The sequence below is a fragment of the Pseudarthrobacter sp. C4D7 genome (assembly GCF_013359725.1).
Classification (GTDB): domain Bacteria; phylum Actinomycetota; class Actinomycetes; order Actinomycetales; family Micrococcaceae; genus Arthrobacter.
In genome coordinates this window covers 45,980-67,780 of the sequence record NZ_JABFMW010000018.1, presented here as the reverse complement: position 1 = coordinate 67,780, position 21,801 = coordinate 45,980, and the positions used below count along the sequence as shown (strand labels likewise).

The window sequence follows — 21,801 nt, the reverse complement described above, 5'->3', positions numbered from 1 at the left end:
GTTAAACGCTGTTGGCAGTGGCAAAGTTGTGGTTGTGAAGTGCCGCGTGGACCTGAGTGGGCTTCGGCAGGACAATTTTGTTGTTCCGCAATACATAGACCCTTGGGGTGGGAGCATTATGACTGACAAGAACGTGGCGCGGGACGACACACCCACCGGTCAGCCCTTATCGGCTGTCCTTGCCCTGCAAGAGGATTTGCCGAATATCAGTGGCTCATTCGACGCGGATTCCTTCGTCTCATGATGTCCCATTCAAACCCCCAAGACACTGCTCCTCAGCCGACGGTCGAAGTGGGTGTACCGCGACAGAGCAATCTTGGCCTTATCGCGTCCTTGGTCCATCATCATGGTTCGCTCAGTCGCGCCCAGCTAACCCGACGGACAGGACTCAATCGATCTACCGTGGGAACGCTGATCGGCCAACTTGTTGGCCTGGGCCTCCTCTATGAATCTGCTCCTACAGGGGAGGCGCAAGTAGGAAGACCGAGCCCTGAGGTTCGGCCCAATCCGTCAGCGGCGGCGTTGGCCGTCAACCCGGAGATTGATGCGGTGACAGTCGGGCTGGTGTCTCTGGGTGGAAATGTGCGGAAGAAGATACGCTTTCCGACCGACCGCATACCCACCGCACGCGAGGCCGTGAATATTGCTGCGGCAGTCATTGCCGGAATGCGTTCGGAGCTTGACTCTGCTTATCGCATCGTCGGTGTCGGCGTCGCCGTTCCGGGGCTTGTCAACCGTTCAGAAGGAGTTGTCCGCCACGCCCCGCACCTTGGCTGGCGGGATGAACCGGTAGCCCAAATGCTGGCCGAGGCCACCGGCTATTCCTGCCGGGCAGCCAATGACGCATCCCTGGGTGCAGAAGCTGAACTGATCTTTGGTGCTGGGGCCGGCATGCAAAATCTCGTCTACCTGAACGGCGGTGCCAGTGGAATAGGCGGTGGCGTAGTAGTCGGTGGAAAATTGCTGGCCGGCGCATCGGGGTACGCGGGTGAGTTGGGGCACACGTTTGTTCGCTCTGAGGGAAGGGCCTGTCATTGCGGAGGGTCTGGTTGTTTGGAAACAGAGGTCTCGCAGGGCCCATTGTTAACCCTCGCGGCTACAGAGAATGGTGGTGATGCGGTGCAGTTCGAGGAAGAGCTAAGAGCACGGTCCAGCCGGAACGGGAACGTAGAAGTACTTCGTCAACTCGAGTACCTTGGCATCGCGCTGCGTAACGCAGTCAATATCTTCAATCCGGAAGCCATCGTCCTCGACGGCTTCCTCGGTATCCTTCATTCCATCTCACCGGAAACGCTCCCCCGACTTCTTCGGATGCAGGCCCTTGATGGTCCCGCCGACCAGGTCCACATTTACCGGGCCGAACTGGGCTCAGACAGCATGATGATCGGCGCCGCCGAGCTGGCTTTTGCCCCGCTGCTCGCCGACCCGACAAGCTCAGTCATTGCTACTCCCCTTCGGTTTGCCTCGCCGTAGGCTTTCACCGCCAGCACGCAGCAGCCAGAAGAAGACCGCGCTTGACGTGTCCTGGCGGTGACCTGGCGGAGTAAACACCCGTTCGGACGTCCCTTGAGCTCCAAAAGACCCATTTTTCTGGAAGCTGTCAGATATCAGACCGCAATTTGTTGTGATGTACGACATATCGAGGTACAGTTTTGCTTCAAGCCCGGTTTACAGCAGGTTTCTAGCGTTCTGTATGAGCGCGAACGCATAGTACGAGGGCTCAATCTTCAACTGAACCGGCATGAAGTTTGTTCATTTCACAACCGAGCGAAGGAGCTTGTTGACCATGGGCACAAAATCAAAGATGAGGTCTTTTCTGGCCGTGGCCGGGGTCGCATCACTTGCGCTGACGGCATGTTCAGGCGGTGGAAGTGGCAGCACCGCCGGCTCCAACTCGGGCGGAGACGTAAAGACCCTCACCGTTTTGGACAGCTATAACAACGATCCGGACAAGAGCATCCTCCAAGCGTCTATCGACAAGTGCGCCGCCCAGGTCGGTGTGACGATTGACCGGACCACCGTCCCGGGCAAGGACCGGATGCAGACCGTCCTGCAGCGTTCATCTTCCCGGACTCTGCCGGACGTGTTGATGCTGGACAATCCTGAAGTCAAGGACGTCGCCTCGACCGGCGCGTTATCGGCGTTGGGTGATTACAACGTCGATACCACGGCATTTGCCGGAAACAGCCTGGACGCTGTCACCCAGGACGGCAAGGTCTACGGCGCTCCCGTCCCGGCCGATACGCTGGGACTCTTCTACAACAAAGATCTGCTTGCCGCTGCCGGTGTCGAACCCCCCAAGACCTGGGATGAGTTGAAGGCAGCAGCGGCAAAGCTCACCAAGGGTGACCAGTATGGCCTGGCCCTCTCGGCGGCAGCCACGTACGAGGGTTCATGGCAGTTCCTACCGTTCATGTGGACCAATGGGGGTGACGAGACCAACCTGGATACTCCCCAGGTCAAGGAGGCGTTGCAGCTTTACGTCGACCTCGTCAACAGCGGTTCCGTATCCAAGAGCGTCATCAACTGGACGCAGGCCGACGTGAAGGACCAGTTTGTGGCAGGGAAGGCCGCGATGATGATCAATGGTCCGTGGCAGATCCCTGCTCTTGAGGCCTCACCCAATGTGAAGTGGGACAGCGTGCAGATCCCGATCAACAAGGCCGGCCAGACACCTACGGCTCCGCTGGGCGGCATGGTGTGGACCGTGCCGATGACCGGGGACAAGGCGAAGATGGCCAAGGCTGCGGAGTTTGTGCAGTGCACCGGCAGCAAAGACAGCCAGATGAGCCTCGGGAAGGCCCGCCACACCGTCCCGGTGCGGGCAGACCTGCATGAGGAATACGTCAAGGAAGTCCCAACCATGAAGACCTTCACTCAGCAGGTCGAAAACGCCCGCGCCCGCACCGGCAAGCTCGGCAAGGACTGGCCTAAGGCAGCAACAACCATCTACACCGCGGTCCAGCTGGCACTCACCGGCAAGGCATCCGTCCAGGACGCGTTCGCGCAGGCAGCCAAGGGCTGACCTTCAACTTCCCCCAGACAGGGTGTTTCGACCAGGAAGCCGGAAGGGCAACTGAAAATGCCAAACATGCAGCGCATCAATAGGGAATCCACGCCGCCGGTGTCGGCGCCACGAAACACCCTGTCTGCCCGCCCACGTTTTTCGCGGGAGAACGTCACCAAGGCCCTCTTCGTAGTTCCTGCAGCGGTGTTCACGGTCCTGTTCTTCGGCTACCCGGTGGTCAAAAACATCACCATGAGTCTGCAGGACTATACGACAAAAACCTTTTTCACCGGTGAGGCCCCTTGGGTCGGCATCAAAAACTACGCAACAATTTTCGGCAGCAACCTCTTCACGCCGGCCCTTCTGAACACGGCGCTGTTCACGCTCGGCTCAATAGCTGGTCAGTTCGTTATTGGGCTGGCGCTGGCCACCTTCTTCAAACGGCGATTCCCGCTGAGTAATTTCCTGCGATCCATGCTCTTGCTGCCATGGCTCCTGCCGCTCATCGTAGGCAGTGCTACCTGGCGTTCGATCCTCGACCAGGACAGCGGGATCCTCAACCGGTCCCTTGAAGGTCTGGGAGTAATCCACGATCCCATCCCCTGGTTGACAAGCCCCGCCGTCGCGCTCAGCGCCGTTATCCTCGTCAACATCTGGGTCGGGATCCCGTTCAACGTCACCATCATCTATGGAGGGCTGCAGGATATTCCTGAGGAACTCTACGAAGCTGCTGCCCTGGACGGCGCGACCGGATGGAAAGCCTTCCGTAATATCACCTGGCCCAATCTTCGGCCTGTCGTCAGCGTGGTCCTGGTTCTCGGAGTGGTCTACACCCTCAAAGTGCTGGACATCATTCTCGGCCTGACGAACGGAGGCCCGGCGAACGCGACCCAGACGCTCGCGGTGCGCTCGTACCAGGAGTCCTTCATCAACTTCCAGTTTGGCTCGGGCGCTGCCTACAGCAACGTGCTCATTCTCATCTCACTCATCTTCGCGATCATCTACCTGCGCGCCAACCGGCGTGCAGTTGACGAATAGGGACATCCGATGGCCACCACGACAATAGCCAGAGTTCATCCCGAGCTGCGAGGAACCACGCGGGGCAAGAAGCGGTCCATGCACGCAGGGCTGTTGACCGCCCTTGGGATTCTGTTCCTCGCCGTCATGCTTTTCCCCATTTACTGGATGGTCAACGCATCACTGCAGCCCTCAGGGAACACGCTGACCGCGGGATTCTTTCCAACAAACCCCAGCTTCGATGGTTACGCAACCGCCGTCTCTCAGCAGGGAAAGAATCTCGTCACCAGCCTTTTGGTCTCCACAGGAACTGTGCTTCTCACCCTCGCCATAGCGGCACCAGCGTCCTACGCGCTGGCCCAGTTCAAGTTCCGGTGGATCAACGCCGCGCTTCTGGTGATTCTCATCGCCCAAATGATTCCGGGCATCGTTATCGCCAACGCCCTCTACGCGGCGTACAACGACCTCGGTCTCCTGAACTCAATCCCGGGACTCATCCTCGCCGACTCCACCCACTCCGTCCCCTTCGCGATCCTGATCCTGCGGGCCTTCATGATCGGTATCCCACCATCGTTGGTGGAGGCAGCACGAGTCGACGGGGCCGGCCTAATCAGGGCGTTCCTTTCCATAGTCATTCCAATAAGCCGGAACTCACTCATCACGGCCGGGCTGTTTTCATTCCTCTTCTCATGGAGTGACTTCCTGTTCGCCCTCACCCTGACCACTACCCAAGCCGTCCGGCCCGTGACGCTCGGCATCTACCAGTACCTGGGATCGGAAATATCAAACTGGAGCGCAGTCATGGCAACCGCTGTGCTGTCCTCCCTGCCGGCCATTGTCCTGCTCCTAATCGCCCAAAAATACATAGCCGCCGGAGCCACCGGCGGCGCCGTGAAATAAGACAACGATCCAGGGCCACCAAGCCCGTCTACCCGCCGCAATCAGTTAGGAAATCATGCCTGAAACAGATACTTCAACCGCGCCCGTTCGGGTCGTGGTGTGGGGAGAAAACCGCCACGAGCAGCGGGAACCGGAAGTCGCAGCAATTTATCCCGATGGAATGCATAATGCGATCCGCCACGGCATAGAAAAAAACCTGGGCGACCGGGCACAGGTGTCCACCGTAACCCTCGACGACCCCGAACACGGGCTCACCGAGGAGGTCCTGCAGAACACCGACGTCCTGGTCTGGTGGGGCCACGCCGCCCATGGAGAAGTCTCCGATGAGGTCGTCGAACGCGTGCATTCGCATGTGCTGGCCGGCATGGGACTGCTCGTTCTGCACTCCGGTCATTGGTCAAAAATTTTCCGCAAACTAATGGGCACCACCTGCACGTTGCGGTGGCGCTCGGAGCGGGACCGCGAGATCGTCTGGACCGTGGATCCCACCCATCCGATCGCCCAAGGAATTCCCCACCCATTCATCATCCCTGAACAGGAAATGTATGGGGAATTCTTTGACATTCCCGCCCCCGACGAGCTCATTTTCATGAGTTCGTTCTCCGGTGGTGAAGTCTTCCGCAGCGGATGCACCTTCAAGCGCGGGTTTGGCAAAATCTTCTACTTCAGCCCCGGCGATCAGGACTACCCCGTGTACTTCCACGACGACGTGCGCCGCGTAATCGCCAATGGTGTCCAGTGGGCCAAGACCGAGCGCCCGGAGCGAACCAAGCCCACCCTCCTTCGATATGACACCGAAGACTTCTACAACGGCCAGGGATACCAAGGAGCGATCCAAAGTTGAGGACCTTCGCCACCCAAAGTGACCCGACCAGTCCCATACGCGTAGTCCTCATCGGGGCGGGACTAATGGGCAAAAAATGGATCTCCGCGCTGACCGCAAACCCGGATGTCGAGCTGGTCGGACTCGTTGACCTGAACCTGGCTGCAGCAGAGGCGGCGCTCAGCGAGGCCGGCCTTACCAACGTGACCACCGGAACAAACCTCACCCAGGTAGCAACCAGCACCGGCGCACAGGCAGTTGTCAACGTCACCATCCCGGCAGCACACCTTCCCACCAACATGGAAGCTCTCTTCAACGGACTCCCCGTTCTCTGCGAAAAACCTGTGGCACCAACGGTCAGCCAGGGACTGTCCCTCGTCGCAGCCGCCGAAGCGACCGGACAACTGCTCATGATCAGCCAGTCACGGCGCTACTACCGCACGCTGGCCAGGCTGAAAAACGAGCTGCCCTCCCTCGGAGACATCGGCATCGTCACAACGGAATTCTTCAAGGCCCCTCACTTCGGCGGTTTCCGCGAGGAGATGGACCACGTCCTCCTGGTAGACATGGCCATCCACGCCTTCGACGTGGCCCGCTACCTCCTGGATCAGGAACCGGTATCCGTCTATTGCGAGGAATACAATCCCAACTGGAGCTGGTACAAAGGAGACGCCGCTACCAGCGCAATATTCGAACTCAGCGGCGGCGCCCGCTACATCTTCACAGGTAGCTGGTGCAGTCCCGGGCTCGAAACGTCCTGGAACGGGAACTGGCGCATCAGCGGTGCCAACGGGACAGCAACCTGGGACGGTGAAAAAGACGCAGTCTTTGACATCGAAAGCAGCGGTGAAGATCCCACGCCGACGAACGCCACTGACATTCCAGAGGAGATCGCCGGTTCCCTCGCGGAATTCGTACAAGCATTACGAACAGGTACGGAACCCTCCGGAGAAGTCCATGGAAACGTCCTCAGCCTTGCCATGGTCGAAGCTGCCGTACTGTCGGCTGAACAAAAGGCGCGCGTAAGCATCGAACACGTTCTTTCAGCCGCCCACGCTACAGCGCAGGCCGAAGAAACCAGGCCGGAAGTGAAGGAAATACTCGCGTCCTGGTCAGAGGTTTCACAGGCACTCAGCGGCCACGCGCTACTCAAATGAGGGAAAGGCGAGCCGGGACCACAGCAGGAGCCCCGAACCGCTGGGTCAGCGAAGCACGAGCTCCAAAGAATACGGAACAGACGAGACGGCCGGCCCACAATTCGAAAATGAGGCCCCTGCTGTACGCCATAGCCAATGGCACTGCTGAGAGGCTTTCACCACGCAGTCCCTCCCACTGAAAGGAACTCCCGATGCCCGAGACCAAACCCCTGCGCGTAGGCATGGTGGGCTACGCCTTCATGGGTGCCGCCCACTCCCACGCCTGGCGTACCGCCCCCCGGTTCTTCGACCTGCCCCTGCAACCACAGCTCACCGCAGTGGCCGGAAGGAATGCCCACGGCGTTCGCGCCGCTGCGGACAAGCTGGGCTGGGAATCGGTGGAGACTGACTGGCGGCGCCTGCTTGAGCGTGACGACATCGACCTCATCGATATCTGCACTCCCGGCAACACCCATGCCGAGATCGCCATCGCAGCCCTCGAGGCCGGCAAGCACGTGCTGTGCGAGAAGCCGCTGGCGAACTCCGTGGAGGAAGCGGAGCGGATGACACTGGCGGCGGAAACCGCAGCCAAGCATGGCGTCTTGTCCATGTGCGGCTTCAGCTACCGCCGCACCCCTGCCCTGGCGCTGGCCAAGCGGTTCGTGGAGCAGGGCAGGCTCGGCGAGATCCGGCACGTCCGGGCGCAGTACCTGCAGGACTGGCTCTCGGACGCCAACGCGCCCATGACCTGGCGGCTGGACAAGAGCAAGTCCGGTTCCGGTTCCCTGGGCGACATCGGTGCACACAGCATCGACGCTGCCCAGTGGGTCACGGGCCAATACATCAGCGGGGTATCGGCGATGCTGGAAACCTTTGTCCGGGAGCGTCCGCTGGCCGGTGACCTGGTGGGCCTTGGCGGCCACGGTGACCTCAGCAGCGACGCGCCCCGCGGGGAGGTCACCGTGGATGATGCGGCCATCTTCAGCGCAAAGTTCGACGGCGGCGCCTCCGCGGGCGCGATCGGCGTGTTTGAGGCAACGCGCTACGCCCTGGGCAGGAAGAACGCCATGCGGCTGGAGGTCAACGGCACCAAAGGTTCCCTCGCCTTCGATTTTGAGGACATGAACGTCCTGTCCTTCTACGATGCGGCCGAGTCCCCCGACGCCGGTTTCCGCAGGATCTTCGTCACCGAGCCCGAGCACCCCTATGTCGGGCACTGGTGGCCGACAGGCCACGGCCTGGGGTACGAGCACGGTTTCACCCACCAGGTGGTGGATCTCGTCACCGCGATCGGCGAAGACCGCCAGCCGGAGCCGTCCTTCGCCGACGCTTTGCAGGTCCAGCGGGTCCTCGCCGCAGTGGAATCCAGCGCCGCAAATTCCAGCCAATGGCAAAAAGTCTGAGCAACGCAAAGCCTCCCACACTCAGCAACTGCCCATCAGGTCGGAAGTAGAATCACATGACATTGGAATTGCGAACCTATACGACCGCGCCAGGACAGATTGAGAAACTACTCGAGCGCTTCCGGAACCACACGCTGGATATATTTCCGACACATGGAATCCACAGCATCGCCTATTGGCAGGTCCAAGGGCAACCGGACATTCTCATCTATCTGGTGCGTCACGACAACGACCCCTCCACCAACTGGGCCTCCTTTCAAGCTGACCCCCACTGGATAGAAGTCAAGAAACAATCGGAAGCAGACGGCCCGGTAGTACTCCACGTGACGTCATACCTTCTGAGTCCCACAGACATTTGGCCGGAGCAAATCTCTGATCGCCCCATCAAGTAAGCAAGCCTCGTGGACCCGATGCAGGTGCGACCACCCCACCCCCTATACCCTTCGGACTGCAGCTGCGAGGCCCGGTCCTTCGGCCTCCGCGTCGGCATGGGCACACCCCAACCTGACGTCAGGGGGCACTGAAAGGGGCGTCAGATTAGGGCTTATTAGGATGCTTCTAGACACGTTCTGGTCCGGATCTAGACCCAAATCGGACATCAGGCAATGGCTGCACGGCAGGCCCTCGGTCTTGGCGCTCCTTAGAACCAGCTCTTCGTTTGTTTACCTCTCGGCCTGGGATCGAAAATGCTTCGTGCTTGAGTCCCTCGCGGACGAGGATCAAACATGCTGCTTGAGCGGGAAGATCTTGCGGCCTGCCGCGCCAAATACTCCGCCTGCTTGCGCTGTTTTTCTGCCTGTCGGGCCTCATACTCCCGCTGCTGTTGGGCTTTTCGTGCTTCGTATTCTTGCTGCTTGCGGGCGCGTTCGGCTTGTCGGGCCTCCCACTCGCGCTTCTTGCGTTCCTGCTCGGCTTTTCGTGCTTCGTATTCTTGCTGCTTGCGGGCGCGTTCGGCTTGTCGGGCCTCCCACTCGCGCTTCTTGCGTTCCTGCTCGGCTTTTCGTGCTTCGTATTCTTGCTGCTTGCGGGCGCGTTCGGCCTGCCGGGCCTCCCACTCCTGCTGTTTAAGGTTTTTCCCGGTTACGGTGTTAGGTACATTGGCGGCCTCGGTCTTCCAGCGTCCAACTTGGTCATCGCCTACGAAAATGTCCGCGCGACCGCTCTCGTATTCAGTAACTGACGTAGCTCTTCCAGCATGGTCTATGTATTCTTGGCGGGCCGCAACTTTGCCTCGATCGGCATAGGTCCCAGTATCAAAGTCCTTGCCATCTCCTACGCGCCTATAAATCATCTTGCCCTTGTCGGACGTGCGATGGGAATGGGGACCATGTCCTCCAGAATTGTCAGCCATGCCGCCTCCGTGATTGCTAAATTGCGTTCAATTTAGCAGTACGGCACTTGGGAAAGACAGACTGCTAGGGCGTTATTTTTCAATAGCGCTGGTCTGGCTGATGCTAAGCCACTTGCTGCCTACAAGCAGGGATAATCCTGGTGGACAATTCAGCGCTACGCTACTCTGGGCTCTCTCCACAGCTCACGTTTCAACCATGTATACCCGGATTGACCCTAGCCATGGACGAATCCTTCCTGAGGGCGGTTGCTTGCGTGCAGTTTTTCCCGACCCATCCGTTCAGCAGGCTGTTAACCTTGAGTTATGGCAAAAAAGACGGTCGTGGTTCTGGAAGATGATATTGATGGCTCGGAAGCTAGCGAAACGATATCTTTCGCGCTCGACGGCAGTGAATACGTGATTGATCTGAACGAGGGGCACGCGAATGAACTGCGCGGAGCTCTGAGTCGTTTTACCGACGCTGGACGCAAGGTATCCGGCGGACGTGGTCGTCCGGCGGCTCGTACGAAGTCTTCGCAGAGTGGGCCGGACGCCAAAGCGGTACGGATGTGGGCAGTTGAGAACGGCATCCAGGTAAATACTCGTGGTCGTATTCAAGCGGACGTCGTAGAGAAGTACGAAGCCGCTCACTAGGGCGGAAACAAAGAAAAGTCGGGGCTGGGATCTATAACAGATTCCAGCCTCGACTTATTTTATTGCGCTGCCCTCATCCTGTAGCTGCCGGTTTCTAGGTGGGAATAGTCCGCACGTCTGGGAACCATCCCGCCGGGGCTTTTTTGGGTTCGAGGTGTTCGGGTTCGCGGTGTTCTTTCATGTCGCAGTTGTAGAACGGCCCTTGGGGATCCAAAAGCACCCGCATGTGGTGGTCTGCATGGTCCTTCCACCACACGCTCATGCCGGTCGCAGGGTCCAGTCGCAGGTGCTCCCAGGCCCGCCACAATGCAGCTACGCGTGAGACGGCCTCGGGGTGGAAGTACCACTCGATGCACCATTTCGCGGATTTTCCGGTGACGCTGCGGACATAGGTGGGCAGCAACTGCTCATGAAGGAACTCCTCGGGCGAACCGTAGACGAGCTCCGGCTTCTTCTCGGTCTTCTCGTCTTCACTTCCGCCGGCATTGGCGGGCGGAGTGTCCGTATCGAACAACCCAAAATCATCTGTCACCGCAGCAGCTTCCTTACTTCGTTACCCAGGGATTAGCGACAGCGGCGGCTGCAACCGGCTCCGCCTCTTCCTCGGACTGGGGGCTGTACTTCTTGATGGATGACTCCACCGCGTCTTTGTGGGGCCCGGTGTACCAGGGCATGGTCCGGACGAGGGTTGCCGGTGCACCCGAGGACAGGACAACGGCGCGGCCGCGGTCCAGCTCCGCCAGGTTGGAGACGTCGAAGATGCGTTCCTTGCTTTCCTGGCGGGAGCGGCTGGAACCTGACTTCCCTGAGGAGACGGAGACGTTGATGTAGCTGTAGTCCCCGATCAGATCAGAAAGGGCGCGGAGGAAGCCTTCTTCGGCGACACCGCCGCCGTAGACCTTGACGTTCGCAGCCGACCAGATTTTCCGCATGTTGGCTTCACCCCACAGCTCGACGCCCTGGGACCAGGACTGGAGGATGCCCATAACGATCAGGCCCTTGGAGCCGTAGTGGCTGAACTGATCCGGAAGGCCGGCCCAGCGGACGACGTTGGCCAGCTCGTCCAGGGCGAACAGGGCCGGCTTGGGCAGGCGGCCACCGCTGCGCTCTGCGCGTTCCTCCATAGCCTCTGCAATCGCCACCGTGAGGGCCGTGGTGAGCGGGGCGGCTGAGCCAGCGCCTTCCTTGGAGAGGATGTAGATCGTATCTTGGGAGGCGGCGAAGGCGTGCGGGTTGAACTGTCGGCGGGTATCCGTGGCCACGGTCGCGCCGCCGGTTGGAGCGACCCAGCGGAGGGTGTTGCGGCTTTTGAGGCACTGGATCATCTTCTCGGCGGTGCCGAAGATGCCATCGCGCTGCTTGTCAGCCAGTTCCAGCGTGGACTCCAGGCCCTTGTACTGCAGCTCGTAGTCGTGCTGCTTGAGGATGTTGATCGGTTCACGGTTCACCTGTTCGGTCACCCACAGGTAGACCTGCGTGATCGGCAGCCCACCGAGCGCGGCCGCGAGGAAGTACGAGGACAGGATGTCTTCAGCCTTCGGGTCGAAGTAGGCATCCGGTTTTGACCCCGGCACGCGGGAACCAACAGAGAAATGCTGAGTGAGTTTGTAGGCCTTCTCTTCGTCGGTGACGTAGGACAGCGGGTTCCACCACCAGTCCGGTTCTTCCTGGGCGATCTTCTGCGGATCGAACACCCACACCGGGGCTACGTTCTCGCGGACGCCTCGGGTGCCGTCCACCACGTCACGCTTGTTGGACGTCGAGACCACCGCGCCGGGAGCGTCCAGGATCGCGGGCATCACCCGCGAGGTGGATTTACCCGTTCGGGGTCCCCAGATGTCGAGGCTGAGGTCTTCCCAGGACTGGACGAACTTCTGGCCGGTGGAAACCACCTTTCCCACGACGATGCCTGGGTTGTCCCTAATTCCCAGCCGTTCGGCTTTGGCCTGTGCACCCTTGTCGGAGAACGCGGCGAGGGACTTCCCGCGGCCCAGGTAGCGGGCGGCCTTGTCCACGCGGGCACGCTTGGACGCACCCTGCCGCCACGCCATCAGGACGACAATGGCCAGGGCCAGTACCAGGCCGGCCATGACGCAGACGACGATGGTGGACTGGGCCGGCCACGGCACCTTGCCCTTGATCAGCCCGGCGATCAGGTCAATAGGATGGGCCGGAGGCGCGTCGATGCCTGCCATCCACGAGCCGATGTGTACCGCGGCGTACGTGCCCCCACCGAAGACGACGATAAAGCCGATGGCCAGCCAGACGAGGATGGCGTCCCCGAGACCGATGCCTTTGCGGTTCGGTGCGCTCACAGCGTGCCTCCTTCAATCGGCAGGATGGCTGCGGCCGGGTCCAGGATCGGTTCCGGGGATCCGTGCCATTTCCCGTCCGTGTCGTTGACCCCGTCGGGGCCGTGCTCCACGGAGGTCAGGCCCACCTGGACCGGGATTCCGGGACGGCCGCCGACCTTGATGAGGAACTTCCCACGACCTGGCGGTTCGACGTCTACACCGCGGGAGTCCCACGCGGGCGGGTCCTGCCAGGAGATGAGTTTCTGTTGTTCCTGCCGGGACAGCGGGATCGCGGAGGTCAGCAGCGGCATCTCGGAGGCGGGCAGGCCGCCACAGATGACCATGCCGGAGCGTTCAACGAAACCCCGTGCTTTCATCCGGTCCTCCTCGGCCGGCAGGGCCAGCAGGTCGGACATGGTGTGGGAGATCATGATCTGCCCGACCCCGACGGATCGGTTGAGGCGGGTGAGGGCGTCCACGCGGTCGACCATGCCCTTGCCGGCGCGGAGGGCCCGCCACAGTTCGTCCAGGACGACGAAGTAGTTCCTGCGCGGTTCCAGGCCTGCGTCGGCGAGGGCGTTGGCGACGTTCACGGTGCCGAAGCCGTAGGACCAGCAGGCCAGGAGCACGGCGGCCTGCAGGTCGGTTTCGGTCTCGTCGATGCTGGAGACGTCGAAGACGACGGCGCGATCGCGCTTCATGGGGTTGGTGGTTTGGCGGGAGAAGATTTCGCCGAGCTTTCCGCCGCCGGTCAGGCCCAGGAGGGTGGCTTCCAGTGCCCGGGTTTCCTGGAGGTAGATGTTCATGTCGCCGCGGTCCAGGGCGACCTGGCGCAGTTCGTCCGGGGCGGCGACGATCACGTCGAGCAGGTCTTTCAGGACCGGGACGCCGTCGAAGCGTTCATCGAGGACGCGCAGGGCCCGGTCCAGGATGGTCTGTTCCTGGTCGGTGGGCGGGTTGTTCCGGCTGATGGTGATGAGGGAGACGACCATGGTCAGGCGCCGTCCGTGGGCGTCGGCGCGGACCCGTGCGGCGTCTTCGTGGTGGCCGCTGGCTTCGAGCAGCTGGGCTGCTTCGACGGCCTGGCCGGGGTCGAGGATGTTCATGTAGCCGACGCCGCGGCCTAGCTTGATGACCTGTCCGCCGAGGGCTTTGACGGCTTTGACGTGCTCGCCTTTGAGGTCGCCCAGGATCAAAGGGTGGACGCCCTGTGCGGAGAGACCGATGAACATCCGGCGGACCACCGTGGACTTTCCGAGGCCTGGTTTGCCGAGGATGAACGCGGACGGGTTGGAAATCAGGCGTGCGCGCTGGAACCAGCTGATCGGGTCACAGCACACCGTTGCCTGGGTTTCCTCATGCCGGCCGAGCGGGACACCGATCATGGGTGATGACGCACCCGAAGAGAACGGCCACAGCCCGCAGACCTGAACGGTTGTTCCCCGGTACTCCCGGACGGACGGGAGGAGCTGGGCCATGCCGCCGCCCCGTCCGGTCCAGCCCCGCGAGCCTGGCCCTGCTTCCTTTGCCGGGGCTTTTGCTTTCTTTACTGTCTTTACTGTCTTTACTGTCTTTGCCTTCTTTGCTGTCAAAAGCTTCATGCGGGCCATTAGAGGGCGTCCTTTATCTCGGTGGGCACCATGCTGTGCTTGGGCAGGACCAGCCCCAGGGGCAGGGACGCTGCGAAGGCGGTGTCCTGCGAGCCGTAGGCGCGGCGCAGCAGGACCCGGGCAGTACCGGAGGTCTGCTCGATGGCGGCAACGGCGTCCGGCAGGCGTTCCTTGTCGGTCACCGTGGCGGTGACGACCATGCCGAAGTTCACCAGGCCTGCACCCTGGGCTTCTTCCTGGGCGGTCTGGACAGCAGAGCGGGCATCAATCAGTGCCCGGGCCGTGGGGCGGGTACCGGAAGTGATGCGGACGTTCGCGTTGTTCTGGTCCCGCTCAACCACCGTTGCGGCACGGGCCGAGTCCATCGGGCGGTACAGCAGGGAGACGCGCTTGCGGTCAATGTCCCCGTGCGGGGCCAGAAGACGGGACAGGACAGAGGAATTTACCGAACCGCGGGGCGCGCCGGTCATGGTCCAGGAGGCCGAGAACGCGGAGTCGTGGCGGTAGTCGTCCCAGCTTGCCTGGGTCGCGGTCGGGCCGACCTCGCCCCAGGCCAGGGACACCGGGCTACCGGCGGCATGGGCTTCGTCGATGATCAACGCTGCAGGCGGATCATAGGCGATCCGCACGACCTCGCAGAGTTCCTGCGCGGACATGGGCCGGGCGATCCCGGCCCCGGTGGACTGCAGCCGTGCTGACAGGCCGGGGATCCGGGAGGCCAGGTCGCGGGCGACATCCTCCGGGGTGCGCTTCTTCGAGCCCGCACGCAGGGAGGCATTGAAGGTCAGGGACACCCAGGCGCGGACCGTGGCAGAGCCTTCCGGGTAGGTGTCGACGACCTCATGCAGCATGTCCCTGGCGAACTGCGGAGCGTTCGGGTCGATGTTCATCATGACCTCATTCCGCAGCCGGTACCCGGAGTCCGGGGCGGTCTCAACGGTCACGGCCGCGGCGTCCAGGCCGGCCTCGTCGGCGAGCCCGGCGAGCCAGCCGCCCCAGTTTGCGACCCAGGCATCAACCTGCTCCGGGTCAACAAGGGAAGCCCCATCGGGTTCGGTGGAGAAGATCACGGTGAAGTGGCTGGTGGCCGGGACGTGCAACATGGCGAAGGGGCGCTTGTAGGAGTCGGTGAACTCGTACAGGGTGGACTTCGCCGCCAACCCGGGCAGCTGGTACATGCCCCACTCGGTCACACCCAACGGGCCGGAACGGTACAGGTTGGTGCCGGAGGACTTGGAGACCCTGAAAGCCAAGCGGGTACCGAAACGATCTACTACGGACTGGCCGTGCTTGTCCTTCACGGTCAGCAACAGCGCGCAGGCGCCGGCGACGGCAAGAACGCCCAGGCCGACGAACAGGCCCCAGATGGCGAAGCTGACGATGCCCAGAAGGAGTCCGACCATGACAATGCCGGTGCCGATAGCGCCGAGGTTGCCCAGGCCAGCTGAGCGTGGGACGCGCCAGTTGCCGTAGGACGGTTCCTTGTATTCGGTGTTAATTGCTGCCACTGGGGCCCTCCCCGGTTGAATCCTGCGCGGTCGTCTTGATTGCCTCTGATGTCCTGGACGCCACGTGGACGCCTGTGGCTACGGCCATGCCGGCCGGGCCCGTGGCTGCGGCACCGGTCGTGGCTGCAGCGCTTCCGGCCGGTGCTGCCGCTCCAGCTGTGCCTGCCTTACCAGCTGCCCCGCCCGGGCCCACGGTGCCCGGCGTGGGCTGTCCTCCCCCACCCCGAGGACCGGAGGATCCGGGGCTCCCTTTGGGAGAGCTGCCTGCGTTCGTGCTGGGTGTATTGCTGGTGCTTGCCGGGATCGGTGCTGCATTACCCCGCCCGCTGCCGGTGCGGCCCGTGGAGACAGCTCCGGTGGCAACAGCACCCACAGCCGCTCCGGCCGCTGCGCCGCTGCCAGAGGCAACGGCTCCGACCATTGGGGTGACGAACCGCATCAGGGCTGGAAGCGCGAACAAGGCCACGATCATGAGGGTGAACCCGCTGATGGAGCCTACGAGGGCGTCACGGCCGCTCGTGTTGCCCATCAGCAGAAATGCGACTGAGTACACGATGGCTGCCGCAGGCTTGTAGAGGATGAAGGCGATGGTCCAGCCGACGGCCTTTTGGAACCATTGCCTGCCCATCTCGGTGTTCGTGAAAGCGGCGGTGGTGGGCAGGATGCCGGCCAAGATCACCAGCATGCCGCTGCGCACCACCATCAGAACGATCTGGACAAGGGATGCGATCAATCCGACGAGGCCCAGAACGATCAGAATGAAGGCCCCGACACCGGTCTGGCCCGTTACGACGAGGACGTGCATCGATTCCGCGAAACCCTTCCCGTCGGTGGACCGCTGGATGATCGCGGCTGCGAAGGTGTCTGCCGCGATGATCAAGATGGAGATGACGCCCACACCAAGACTGGACACCACCGTGAGGGTGATGAGGGAGCGCAAGAGATCTTTCAACGGTGCGCCCCGCTGCTCCCAAATCATGCGGATTCCTCCGATGATGACTGCCAGAACGGCCAAGGTTAGCGTCCAGGGCCACAGCTGGCTGTTCACGGTGGTGACCACCGGGCTCGCTCCGGTGCGGTCTTCACTGATGAGGTTCACGGTTGGCATGGAGACCCAGAAGGTCGAGAGGGTTGTCACCATCTGGCTCATTCCCTCCATGATGGATTTCGCCAAGTTGCTGATTGCATCGTCGGCGAGGCCCTGAACCCAGTCCCCAACGGGGTTCCATGTGGGTTTCACGCCCCACTCCACGGGATAAAGCCGGACAGGTCCCGGACCTGTCGCGGTTCTTCCAGCGGTGCGCCGTTATCGGCGACGACACCTTTCCAATCACCGTCCTGCCAAAGCAACGTGGTGCGAACGGAGGCAAGCGCACCGTTGTCTGCCTTGAATGCCAAGTCGACGACGGCTTGGTTGGCCGTATAGGAGACGTTGAATCCGGCGATCTGGATTTTCACGGCTGAAGCGGGAGCCTGAGTCTGGGGCGCTTTCATGCCTGCCTCGCGTCCAGGTCCCTTTGCCGCGAGCTGTTCGGCGATGGCACGTTCTTTTGAAGGGTCACTGCCCAGAGCCCAAAGGTTCACAGCCGCGTAAAGCGCGCCCTTTGGCGTGTGGGCGAAGCAAGACCTGATCCCCTGGGCATCTGTCTTTCCCGGACCAATTTGTGGGTCGGTGGGAGCAGCCATCGTTCCTACCAGCTCCCATTTGGTTTCGGGTGCGGCGCCGAGGGATGTTTCCGGCGCGGTCGGAAGACCGCAAACGCTGCTGCCAGCGGTAGAGGCGCTGGGGCTGGCAGTAGGCGTACTCCCGGTTCCCGGAGTTGGTGGTGCTGGCTGTGCGTCACTCTGTCCTTTGGGGAGCAGGAAGATGACAATTCCTGCTGCCAGCAGCGTGACCACAAGCGCGGCCGCGATGATGAAGCCGGGTTTGGTGAACGGATTGCTTTCGGTGGTGCTCTCTGTTGACTGGCTCATACGGAACCTCCCGTTGGTGGTGCTGGTTTAGACGAAGGCGCGGACGATGCCCGCGGCACCGGTGATGATGATGCAGCCCATGAGGACCCAGCCGAGCTTGCCGATTGCCTGTGCGCCTTCACCGCGCTGGAGCTGGATGACCATGCCGATGCCGACGATGATGACGCCCAGGACGCCCAGGACCAGGCCGATGCCGGAGGCCCAGTTCAGGATGGTCAGCAGGCCGCCTGCCTGCGCGGGGACGACGGGGGTGGGGTTGGGAATGACGCTCGTGGTGAGTGCGGTGAACCTGTTCATGGTGAGACCTTTCAGTGGTTGGTTGTCGTGGCTAGGGCGGTCACGTCGGTAATGAAGCGCTGATATTCGCGGACAGCTGGCAGCTCCGTGGCATCTGTGTGTCGCCAAGCGTCCACCCAGGGCAAGGACCAGAATCGGGGCGCTCCGCCACCTACGAGGGCGGTGAAGTCCCGGAGGGCTTTGGGCGTCTTTCCCGGGGCGTCTGCAAGGACGGCGAGGCCGAGGAGATCGACCTGCGGGGCCGCGCCTGACACCCACTGGGTGAGCGCGTTCCTGGCAGTTGTCAGGCCCCGCATGTCTGCGCGGCAGACCAGCAGCACCCGCGGCTTGGCGCCGCTGGGGAGGACAGGCCAGCAATGGTCTGTGGAACGGGCAGATTCTATGAGGTCAGCGATCCGGCTTTCGCCCGCTCCCCCATGCGTACCAACAACCCAGAGACGGGCTGTACCGGCCATGCTGCGGGTCGCCAGCCGGTCGGCCGCGTCTGGTTCGACCATGCCCCGAAGCGGCGTGCTGATGACCGCCGCCGGCGGGGCAGCCGCAGCCCGGGTTTCCTCAGCCGGTTCATCAGCCGTGGGGCGGGTAACCCAGGGGTTCAGGGTCTGTTGCATGGTTCCTCCTCTCTACTCTCAGATTCCGTAGGGATTGTTCTAGAAGCCTTTGGCGACGGCTGCGGCCGCCGCGAGCCATGCCCGCTGGGTGGCGGGCTGGAGGGCTTCGTAGCGGATCGGCCCGTTAACCAGGGCGGGGTCGTACGGGATGCGGACGACGGCGCGCACGAACGGCTCGAAGCCGTCCGCGATCCGCTGCGCCTCGGCTTTCGCGCGCTTCAGGGCGTCGCCGGTCATGCTGCGCTTGGCATCGGTGGACTCGGAGACGATCACGACGGCGTTGCGCGCCAGCTCGGCGTCGTGGCCATCACGGGATTCGAGGGTCTGCAGGGTCAGCCGGGCGGCTTCTGCGCGGTCCTCGATGGCGGTGACAGGGACGACGAGCTGGTTGGTGTGGTCGATCATCCGCCGCCAGTTCGCTGCCCGGGCGGTGTTGCCGGAGTCCATGATGACCAGTCGGTAGTACCGGGTGAGGACCTGGTGGGCGATGTCCACTTCCTCGGCGGTGACTTCGTGGTCGCCTTCTTCGTTTTCGTCCGAGCGCAGCACGTCGAACTTGTCGGCGGTCTGGTGGTGGACGAACTTGGCGATCTCGGCCGCGTTGGTGGACGGTGACAGCAGCTCGGTGGAGGAATCGATCAGGTCCAGGACGCTGCGGTCGTGGGCGCCTTTCTCGGTCCGCCATCCCAGGGTGCCCTGGGATTCGTTGTTGTCCCAGGCCACCGTTGCGGCGCCGCTGTAGCGGGCAAGGATCGCCGAGAGCATCACAACCGTGGGCGTCTTGTTGGCCCCGCCCTTGCGGTTGACCACGGCGATGGTCCGCGGCCCGGGCCAGTGCTGGCTGACGGTGCGGATGTCTTCACGCTCGGACAGTTCCTCCGCTGAGGGGTCCATCCGGAAGCCCAGGCGGGTAAGCGCACCCCGCCAGCCCTGCGTGGCCGGCTCCAGCACAGGGGCGCTGACCAGGAAGGAGGTCTCCTTCAAGCTGCGTCGGGTCACTGGCGCATCGGCTGCAGCAGCCTGCTGCGGTGCCTCATCGTCCGCCGGCGCCACGTCCTCGGCCAACGCGGTCTCGGCGGGAAGGGGCGGCCAGGGCTGACGCTCCACCGTCGGCTCAGCTTCAGGCTTCACCGCAGGCGTTGGCGCTGCAGCGGTATCGCTGGTTTCGACGGCGGCCGCAGCGGGAGTGCTGGCGGGTGCGGCAGTTCTGCGGCGGACGGGCCGGGGCTCGTAGGAGACGGATTCGACGTTGCCGCCCGGGTGGACGATCAGTTCTCCCTGGCCTTCGGGATCCTCAATGCGGACCCGGACGGGGCGCTGCAGCGTCTTGGCTTCGGCCACGACAAGGGCCAGTGCGTTGTCGCGCAGGTCCTGCAGGGTCTCCCCTGCCGGGACGACGCGGGAGTTTCCTGCGACGACGACCTCGGCGGTGCCGTTGTCGCTGATGATGGCCTTGATGTTCGGGAAGGCCAGGACCTCTGTTGGAGTGGTGCTCATGAACCTGATTCCTTACGTTGACGGGGTTGGTGAAGTGCGGGCGCTTAGGACGCGGGCGGCGTGAGCCGGTTGACCTTCCACCGGGCTTCCTGGCCGGTGCGGAGCAGCTGCACGGAGTAGGTCCCGGCGTCGGTTGGCACGGCCGCCATAACGCCGTAGCCGTTCGCCTCATCGACCGTCAGCGTCACGGGGCCGGTGACGCGGGTGGCGGGGATATTGGCGGGATCCACGGCGGAGTAGTCGGCGGTGGCCTGCGGCGTGAGCCAACGGGCGAGGTCGTTGGCCCACTGTTTGTCCTGCACGCCCGGGCGGGCGAAGTCCGTCATGGCCTTCTGGGCGGTATCTACGGCGGCGTCCTTGCTGGCCTGATCCCAGCTGATGCCGATGGTGGCCGGGACGGTGCCATCGGGGGCCTGCGGGCCGCTGTCCGCGCTCAGAGAGACCGGTGCTGAGGCTGTGGCAGCCGTGCTGGTCGCCGGGGCCGGTGTGGTGTCCGCTGCCGGTGCGCAGGCGGTGCACAGCAGGACCGCCGCGGTCAGTGCCAGGGATTTTTTCACTTCTTCTCCTCTTGGATGGGCAGATACAGGAAGGCTGACGGGGCCGTGTTGCTGACCGTCCGGGTGTAGTAGTTGTGGTCATCCGGGGGCGCGTTGCCGTTGTAGCCCTCTTCGACGTAGGTCCCGTTGTCCTTGACTTCCTTGACCACGGCGACGTGGCCGTAGGTCGGGTCCGCTCCCCCGGCACCCGGCGCGTACCAAACGACCGCGCCGACCCGGGGAATGTTGCCGGTGGCCCAGCCCTTGGCGTCCCAGCCGGCCTTCCAGGTCAGGGCCGAGCCCAATCCCTGGCCGTCCGGGCGGAAGGTGCCATTGAGGAACTTGAACGGTGCTTTGGTGGAGCCCATCTGCTGGTTGACCCGCCACAGAGCGAAGTCCACGCATTCGCGGTAGAACATGCCCAGCGGCGACGCCGCCGCTCCGCCCGTTCCGGCCTGCATCCAGGTCGGTGAGTTCTTCCACGGGTAGTCATCCCCAGCTCCGGACTGCCCTGGAATGGCACAGCCGCCACCTTCCAGCGAGAACGTGCCGTCCGAGAGTGCCTGAACGAGTTTCACGGCCTCCGGCCAATACTTCTGATAGTGGTACGGGTCCGCGTTGCGCTGAACCTTGTTGCCGGCAATGGTCGGCTCCAGCAGCTCCCAGCCATCCACCTTCTGCAGCGCCTTGATAAAGTTCGTCGCACTGATGGTCGGGTCCATCCGATCCGCGTACGATCCCCACGCCCCATTCCCGCGCTGCTGGAACAAACCCCGTGAATCCGGCCCAGCGACGTCGCCACGGTCCAGAACACGGAGCCCTGACTCCCCCAAGGCGACCATGACGCTGATCATCTGGCCCTTCACAGGCAGATTCAGCGCCTTGCCTGCACCCATGATCGCCGCAGCGTTCTTCAACTGCTCCTGCGAGTAACCATCGACCTTGGTATCGCCGTTGATCGACACCGAGACTGTCGGGCCGCAGTCGGCAGCGGCGGGCTTTGCCGGGGCAAGGAGCAAGAGTATGGAAAAGACCAGCCCGAAGATGAAGCCGGGGACAACGATCAGCGCCACGAGGCCAAGTGACCTCCGCTGCATCACGGCTGAACCTGGCCGTGACGGCGGGCGTCGAACCGCAACCTGGTCATCGTGCTTTCCCCCAACTTGAATCTGTCTTCACCCGATGGCGTCTGACTTCTGCCTCG

The 21,801-nt window shown here is 62.6% G+C and carries 21 protein-coding genes; 9 read left to right on the top strand and 12 right to left on the bottom strand.

The window, feature by feature from the left end; translation table 11 throughout:
* The first annotated feature begins 402 nt into the window (after window positions 1-402).
* The 8 genes from HNO81_RS13430 (at window position 403) to HNO81_RS13395 (ending at window position 8,678) form a co-directional block, all read left to right on the top strand.
* On the top strand, window positions 403-1,473 hold the full coding sequence (locus tag HNO81_RS13430; RefSeq protein WP_261620166.1) for an ROK family protein: 1,071 nt from the start codon (window positions 403-405) through the stop codon (window positions 1,471-1,473).
* 313 nt (window positions 1,474-1,786) lie between these two features.
* On the top strand, window positions 1,787-3,025 hold the full coding sequence (locus HNO81_RS13425) for an ABC transporter substrate-binding protein (protein WP_175318607.1): 1,239 nt from the start codon (window positions 1,787-1,789) through the stop codon (window positions 3,023-3,025).
* Between the two features lie 66 nt (window positions 3,026-3,091).
* Complete coding sequence (locus HNO81_RS13420) at window positions 3,092-4,045, top strand: carbohydrate ABC transporter permease (protein ID WP_175318606.1); 954 nt, start codon at window positions 3,092-3,094, stop codon at window positions 4,043-4,045.
* 9 nt (window positions 4,046-4,054) lie between these two features.
* A complete protein-coding gene (locus HNO81_RS13415) occupies window positions 4,055-4,924 on the top strand; it encodes a carbohydrate ABC transporter permease (RefSeq protein WP_175318605.1) in 870 nt (289 codons plus the stop codon).
* Window positions 4,925-4,979: 55 nt separating this feature from the next.
* Window positions 4,980-5,768: a ThuA domain-containing protein gene (locus HNO81_RS13410; protein ID WP_175318604.1), complete on the top strand. Its 789-nt coding sequence runs from the start codon at window positions 4,980-4,982 to the stop codon at window positions 5,766-5,768.
* A complete protein-coding gene (locus tag HNO81_RS13405; protein WP_175318603.1) occupies window positions 5,765-6,904 on the top strand; it encodes a Gfo/Idh/MocA family protein in 1,140 nt (379 codons plus the stop codon). Before HNO81_RS13410 ends, HNO81_RS13405 begins: the two co-directional genes overlap by 4 nt.
* Before the next feature lie 191 nt (window positions 6,905-7,095).
* Window positions 7,096-8,286: a Gfo/Idh/MocA family protein gene (locus HNO81_RS13400; protein ID WP_175318602.1), complete on the top strand. Its 1,191-nt coding sequence runs from the start codon at window positions 7,096-7,098 to the stop codon at window positions 8,284-8,286.
* A gap of 56 nt (window positions 8,287-8,342) precedes the next feature.
* Window positions 8,343-8,678 (top strand): NIPSNAP family protein, encoded by a 336-nt coding sequence (locus HNO81_RS13395; RefSeq protein ID WP_175318601.1) that lies wholly within the window; start codon window positions 8,343-8,345, stop codon window positions 8,676-8,678.
* Between the two features lie 248 nt (window positions 8,679-8,926).
* On the opposite strand, the gene HNO81_RS13390 is transcribed toward HNO81_RS13395, so the two are convergent.
* The gene (locus HNO81_RS13390; protein WP_175318600.1) at window positions 8,927-9,637 is read right to left on the bottom strand and encodes a hypothetical protein; all 711 of its coding nucleotides are present in this window, start codon (window positions 9,635-9,637) and stop codon (window positions 8,927-8,929) included.
* A 303-nt stretch (window positions 9,638-9,940) separates the two neighbouring features.
* On the opposite strand from HNO81_RS13390, the gene HNO81_RS13385 reads away from it, so the two are divergent.
* The gene (locus HNO81_RS13385) at window positions 9,941-10,270 is read left to right on the top strand and encodes an Lsr2 family protein (protein ID WP_175318599.1); all 330 of its coding nucleotides are present in this window, start codon (window positions 9,941-9,943) and stop codon (window positions 10,268-10,270) included.
* Window positions 10,271-10,364: 94 nt separating this feature from the next.
* Here HNO81_RS13385 and HNO81_RS13380 read toward each other — a convergent pair whose 3' ends face one another.
* From HNO81_RS13380 to HNO81_RS13330, 11 genes are read right to left on the bottom strand one after another with little or no spacing between them, the layout of a single operon-like run.
* Window positions 10,365-10,802, bottom strand: a complete 438-nt coding sequence (locus HNO81_RS13380) for a DUF4913 domain-containing protein (protein ID WP_175318598.1) — start codon at window positions 10,800-10,802, stop codon at window positions 10,365-10,367.
* Window positions 10,803-10,815: 13 nt separating this feature from the next.
* Window positions 10,816-12,585 (bottom strand): type IV secretory system conjugative DNA transfer family protein, encoded by a 1,770-nt coding sequence (locus HNO81_RS13375; RefSeq protein WP_175318597.1) that lies wholly within the window; start codon window positions 12,583-12,585, stop codon window positions 10,816-10,818.
* Entirely contained in the window at window positions 12,582-14,174 is a 1,593-nt protein-coding gene (locus tag HNO81_RS13370) for a helicase HerA domain-containing protein (protein WP_175318596.1), read from the bottom strand. Before HNO81_RS13370 ends, HNO81_RS13375 begins: the two co-directional genes overlap by 4 nt.
* On the bottom strand, window positions 14,174-15,682 hold the full coding sequence (locus tag HNO81_RS13365) for an SCO6880 family protein (RefSeq protein ID WP_175318595.1): 1,509 nt from the start codon (window positions 15,680-15,682) through the stop codon (window positions 14,174-14,176). The genes HNO81_RS13370 and HNO81_RS13365 overlap by 1 nt, the downstream gene beginning before the upstream one ends.
* Window positions 15,669-16,922, bottom strand: a complete 1,254-nt coding sequence (locus HNO81_RS13360) for a hypothetical protein (protein ID WP_175318594.1) — start codon at window positions 16,920-16,922, stop codon at window positions 15,669-15,671. The genes HNO81_RS13365 and HNO81_RS13360 overlap by 14 nt, the downstream gene beginning before the upstream one ends.
* Window positions 16,919-17,656 (bottom strand): hypothetical protein, encoded by a 738-nt coding sequence (locus HNO81_RS13355; RefSeq protein ID WP_175318593.1) that lies wholly within the window; start codon window positions 17,654-17,656, stop codon window positions 16,919-16,921. Before HNO81_RS13355 ends, HNO81_RS13360 begins: the two co-directional genes overlap by 4 nt.
* 27 nt (window positions 17,657-17,683) lie before the next feature.
* Entirely contained in the window at window positions 17,684-17,953 is a 270-nt protein-coding gene (locus HNO81_RS13350; RefSeq protein WP_175318592.1) for a hypothetical protein, read from the bottom strand.
* Window positions 17,954-17,964: 11 nt separating this feature from the next.
* Window positions 17,965-18,564 (bottom strand): DUF6668 family protein, encoded by a 600-nt coding sequence (locus HNO81_RS13345; RefSeq protein ID WP_175318591.1) that lies wholly within the window; start codon window positions 18,562-18,564, stop codon window positions 17,965-17,967.
* A gap of 39 nt (window positions 18,565-18,603) precedes the next feature.
* Window positions 18,604-20,061, bottom strand: a complete 1,458-nt coding sequence (locus tag HNO81_RS13340) for a ParA family protein (RefSeq protein WP_175318590.1) — start codon at window positions 20,059-20,061, stop codon at window positions 18,604-18,606.
* Window positions 20,062-20,105: 44 nt separating this feature from the next.
* Complete coding sequence (locus tag HNO81_RS13335; protein WP_175318589.1) at window positions 20,106-20,618, bottom strand: hypothetical protein; 513 nt, start codon at window positions 20,616-20,618, stop codon at window positions 20,106-20,108.
* Entirely contained in the window at window positions 20,615-21,694 is a 1,080-nt protein-coding gene (locus HNO81_RS13330) for a CHAP domain-containing protein (RefSeq protein WP_175318627.1), read from the bottom strand. The genes HNO81_RS13335 and HNO81_RS13330 overlap by 4 nt, the downstream gene beginning before the upstream one ends.
* Window positions 21,695-21,801 lie beyond the last annotated feature (107 nt).

Bases quoted from the DNA above. Each gene is read 5' to 3' on its own strand.
- HNO81_RS13425 (WP_175318607.1), top strand. From the start codon at position 1,787: ATGGGCACAAAATCAAAGATGAGGTCTTTTCTGGCCGTGGCCGGGGTC.
- HNO81_RS13420 (WP_175318606.1), top strand. From the start codon at position 3,092: ATGCAGCGCATCAATAGGGAATCCACGCCGCCGGTGTCGGCGCCACGA.
- HNO81_RS13415 (WP_175318605.1), top strand. From the start codon at position 4,055: ATGGCCACCACGACAATAGCCAGAGTTCATCCCGAGCTGCGAGGAACC.
- HNO81_RS13410 (WP_175318604.1), top strand. From the start codon at position 4,980: ATGCCTGAAACAGATACTTCAACCGCGCCCGTTCGGGTCGTGGTGTGG.
- HNO81_RS13400 (WP_175318602.1), top strand. From the start codon at position 7,096: ATGCCCGAGACCAAACCCCTGCGCGTAGGCATGGTGGGCTACGCCTTC.
- HNO81_RS13395 (WP_175318601.1), top strand. From the start codon at position 8,343: ATGACATTGGAATTGCGAACCTATACGACCGCGCCAGGACAGATTGAG.
- HNO81_RS13390 (WP_175318600.1), bottom strand. From the start codon at position 9,637: ATGGCTGACAATTCTGGAGGACATGGTCCCCATTCCCATCGCACGTCC.
- HNO81_RS13385 (WP_175318599.1), top strand. From the start codon at position 9,941: ATGGCAAAAAAGACGGTCGTGGTTCTGGAAGATGATATTGATGGCTCG.
- HNO81_RS13370 (WP_175318596.1), bottom strand. From the start codon at position 14,174: ATGGCCCGCATGAAGCTTTTGACAGCAAAGAAGGCAAAGACAGTAAAG.
- HNO81_RS13355 (WP_175318593.1), bottom strand. From the start codon at position 17,656: ATGAGCCAGTCAACAGAGAGCACCACCGAAAGCAATCCGTTCACCAAA.
- HNO81_RS13350 (WP_175318592.1), bottom strand. From the start codon at position 17,953: ATGAACAGGTTCACCGCACTCACCACGAGCGTCATTCCCAACCCCACC.
- HNO81_RS13345 (WP_175318591.1), bottom strand. From the start codon at position 18,564: ATGCAACAGACCCTGAACCCCTGGGTTACCCGCCCCACGGCTGATGAA.
- HNO81_RS13340 (WP_175318590.1), bottom strand. From the start codon at position 20,061: ATGAGCACCACTCCAACAGAGGTCCTGGCCTTCCCGAACATCAAGGCC.
- HNO81_RS13330 (WP_175318627.1), bottom strand. From the start codon at position 21,694: ATGCAGCGGAGGTCACTTGGCCTCGTGGCGCTGATCGTTGTCCCCGGC.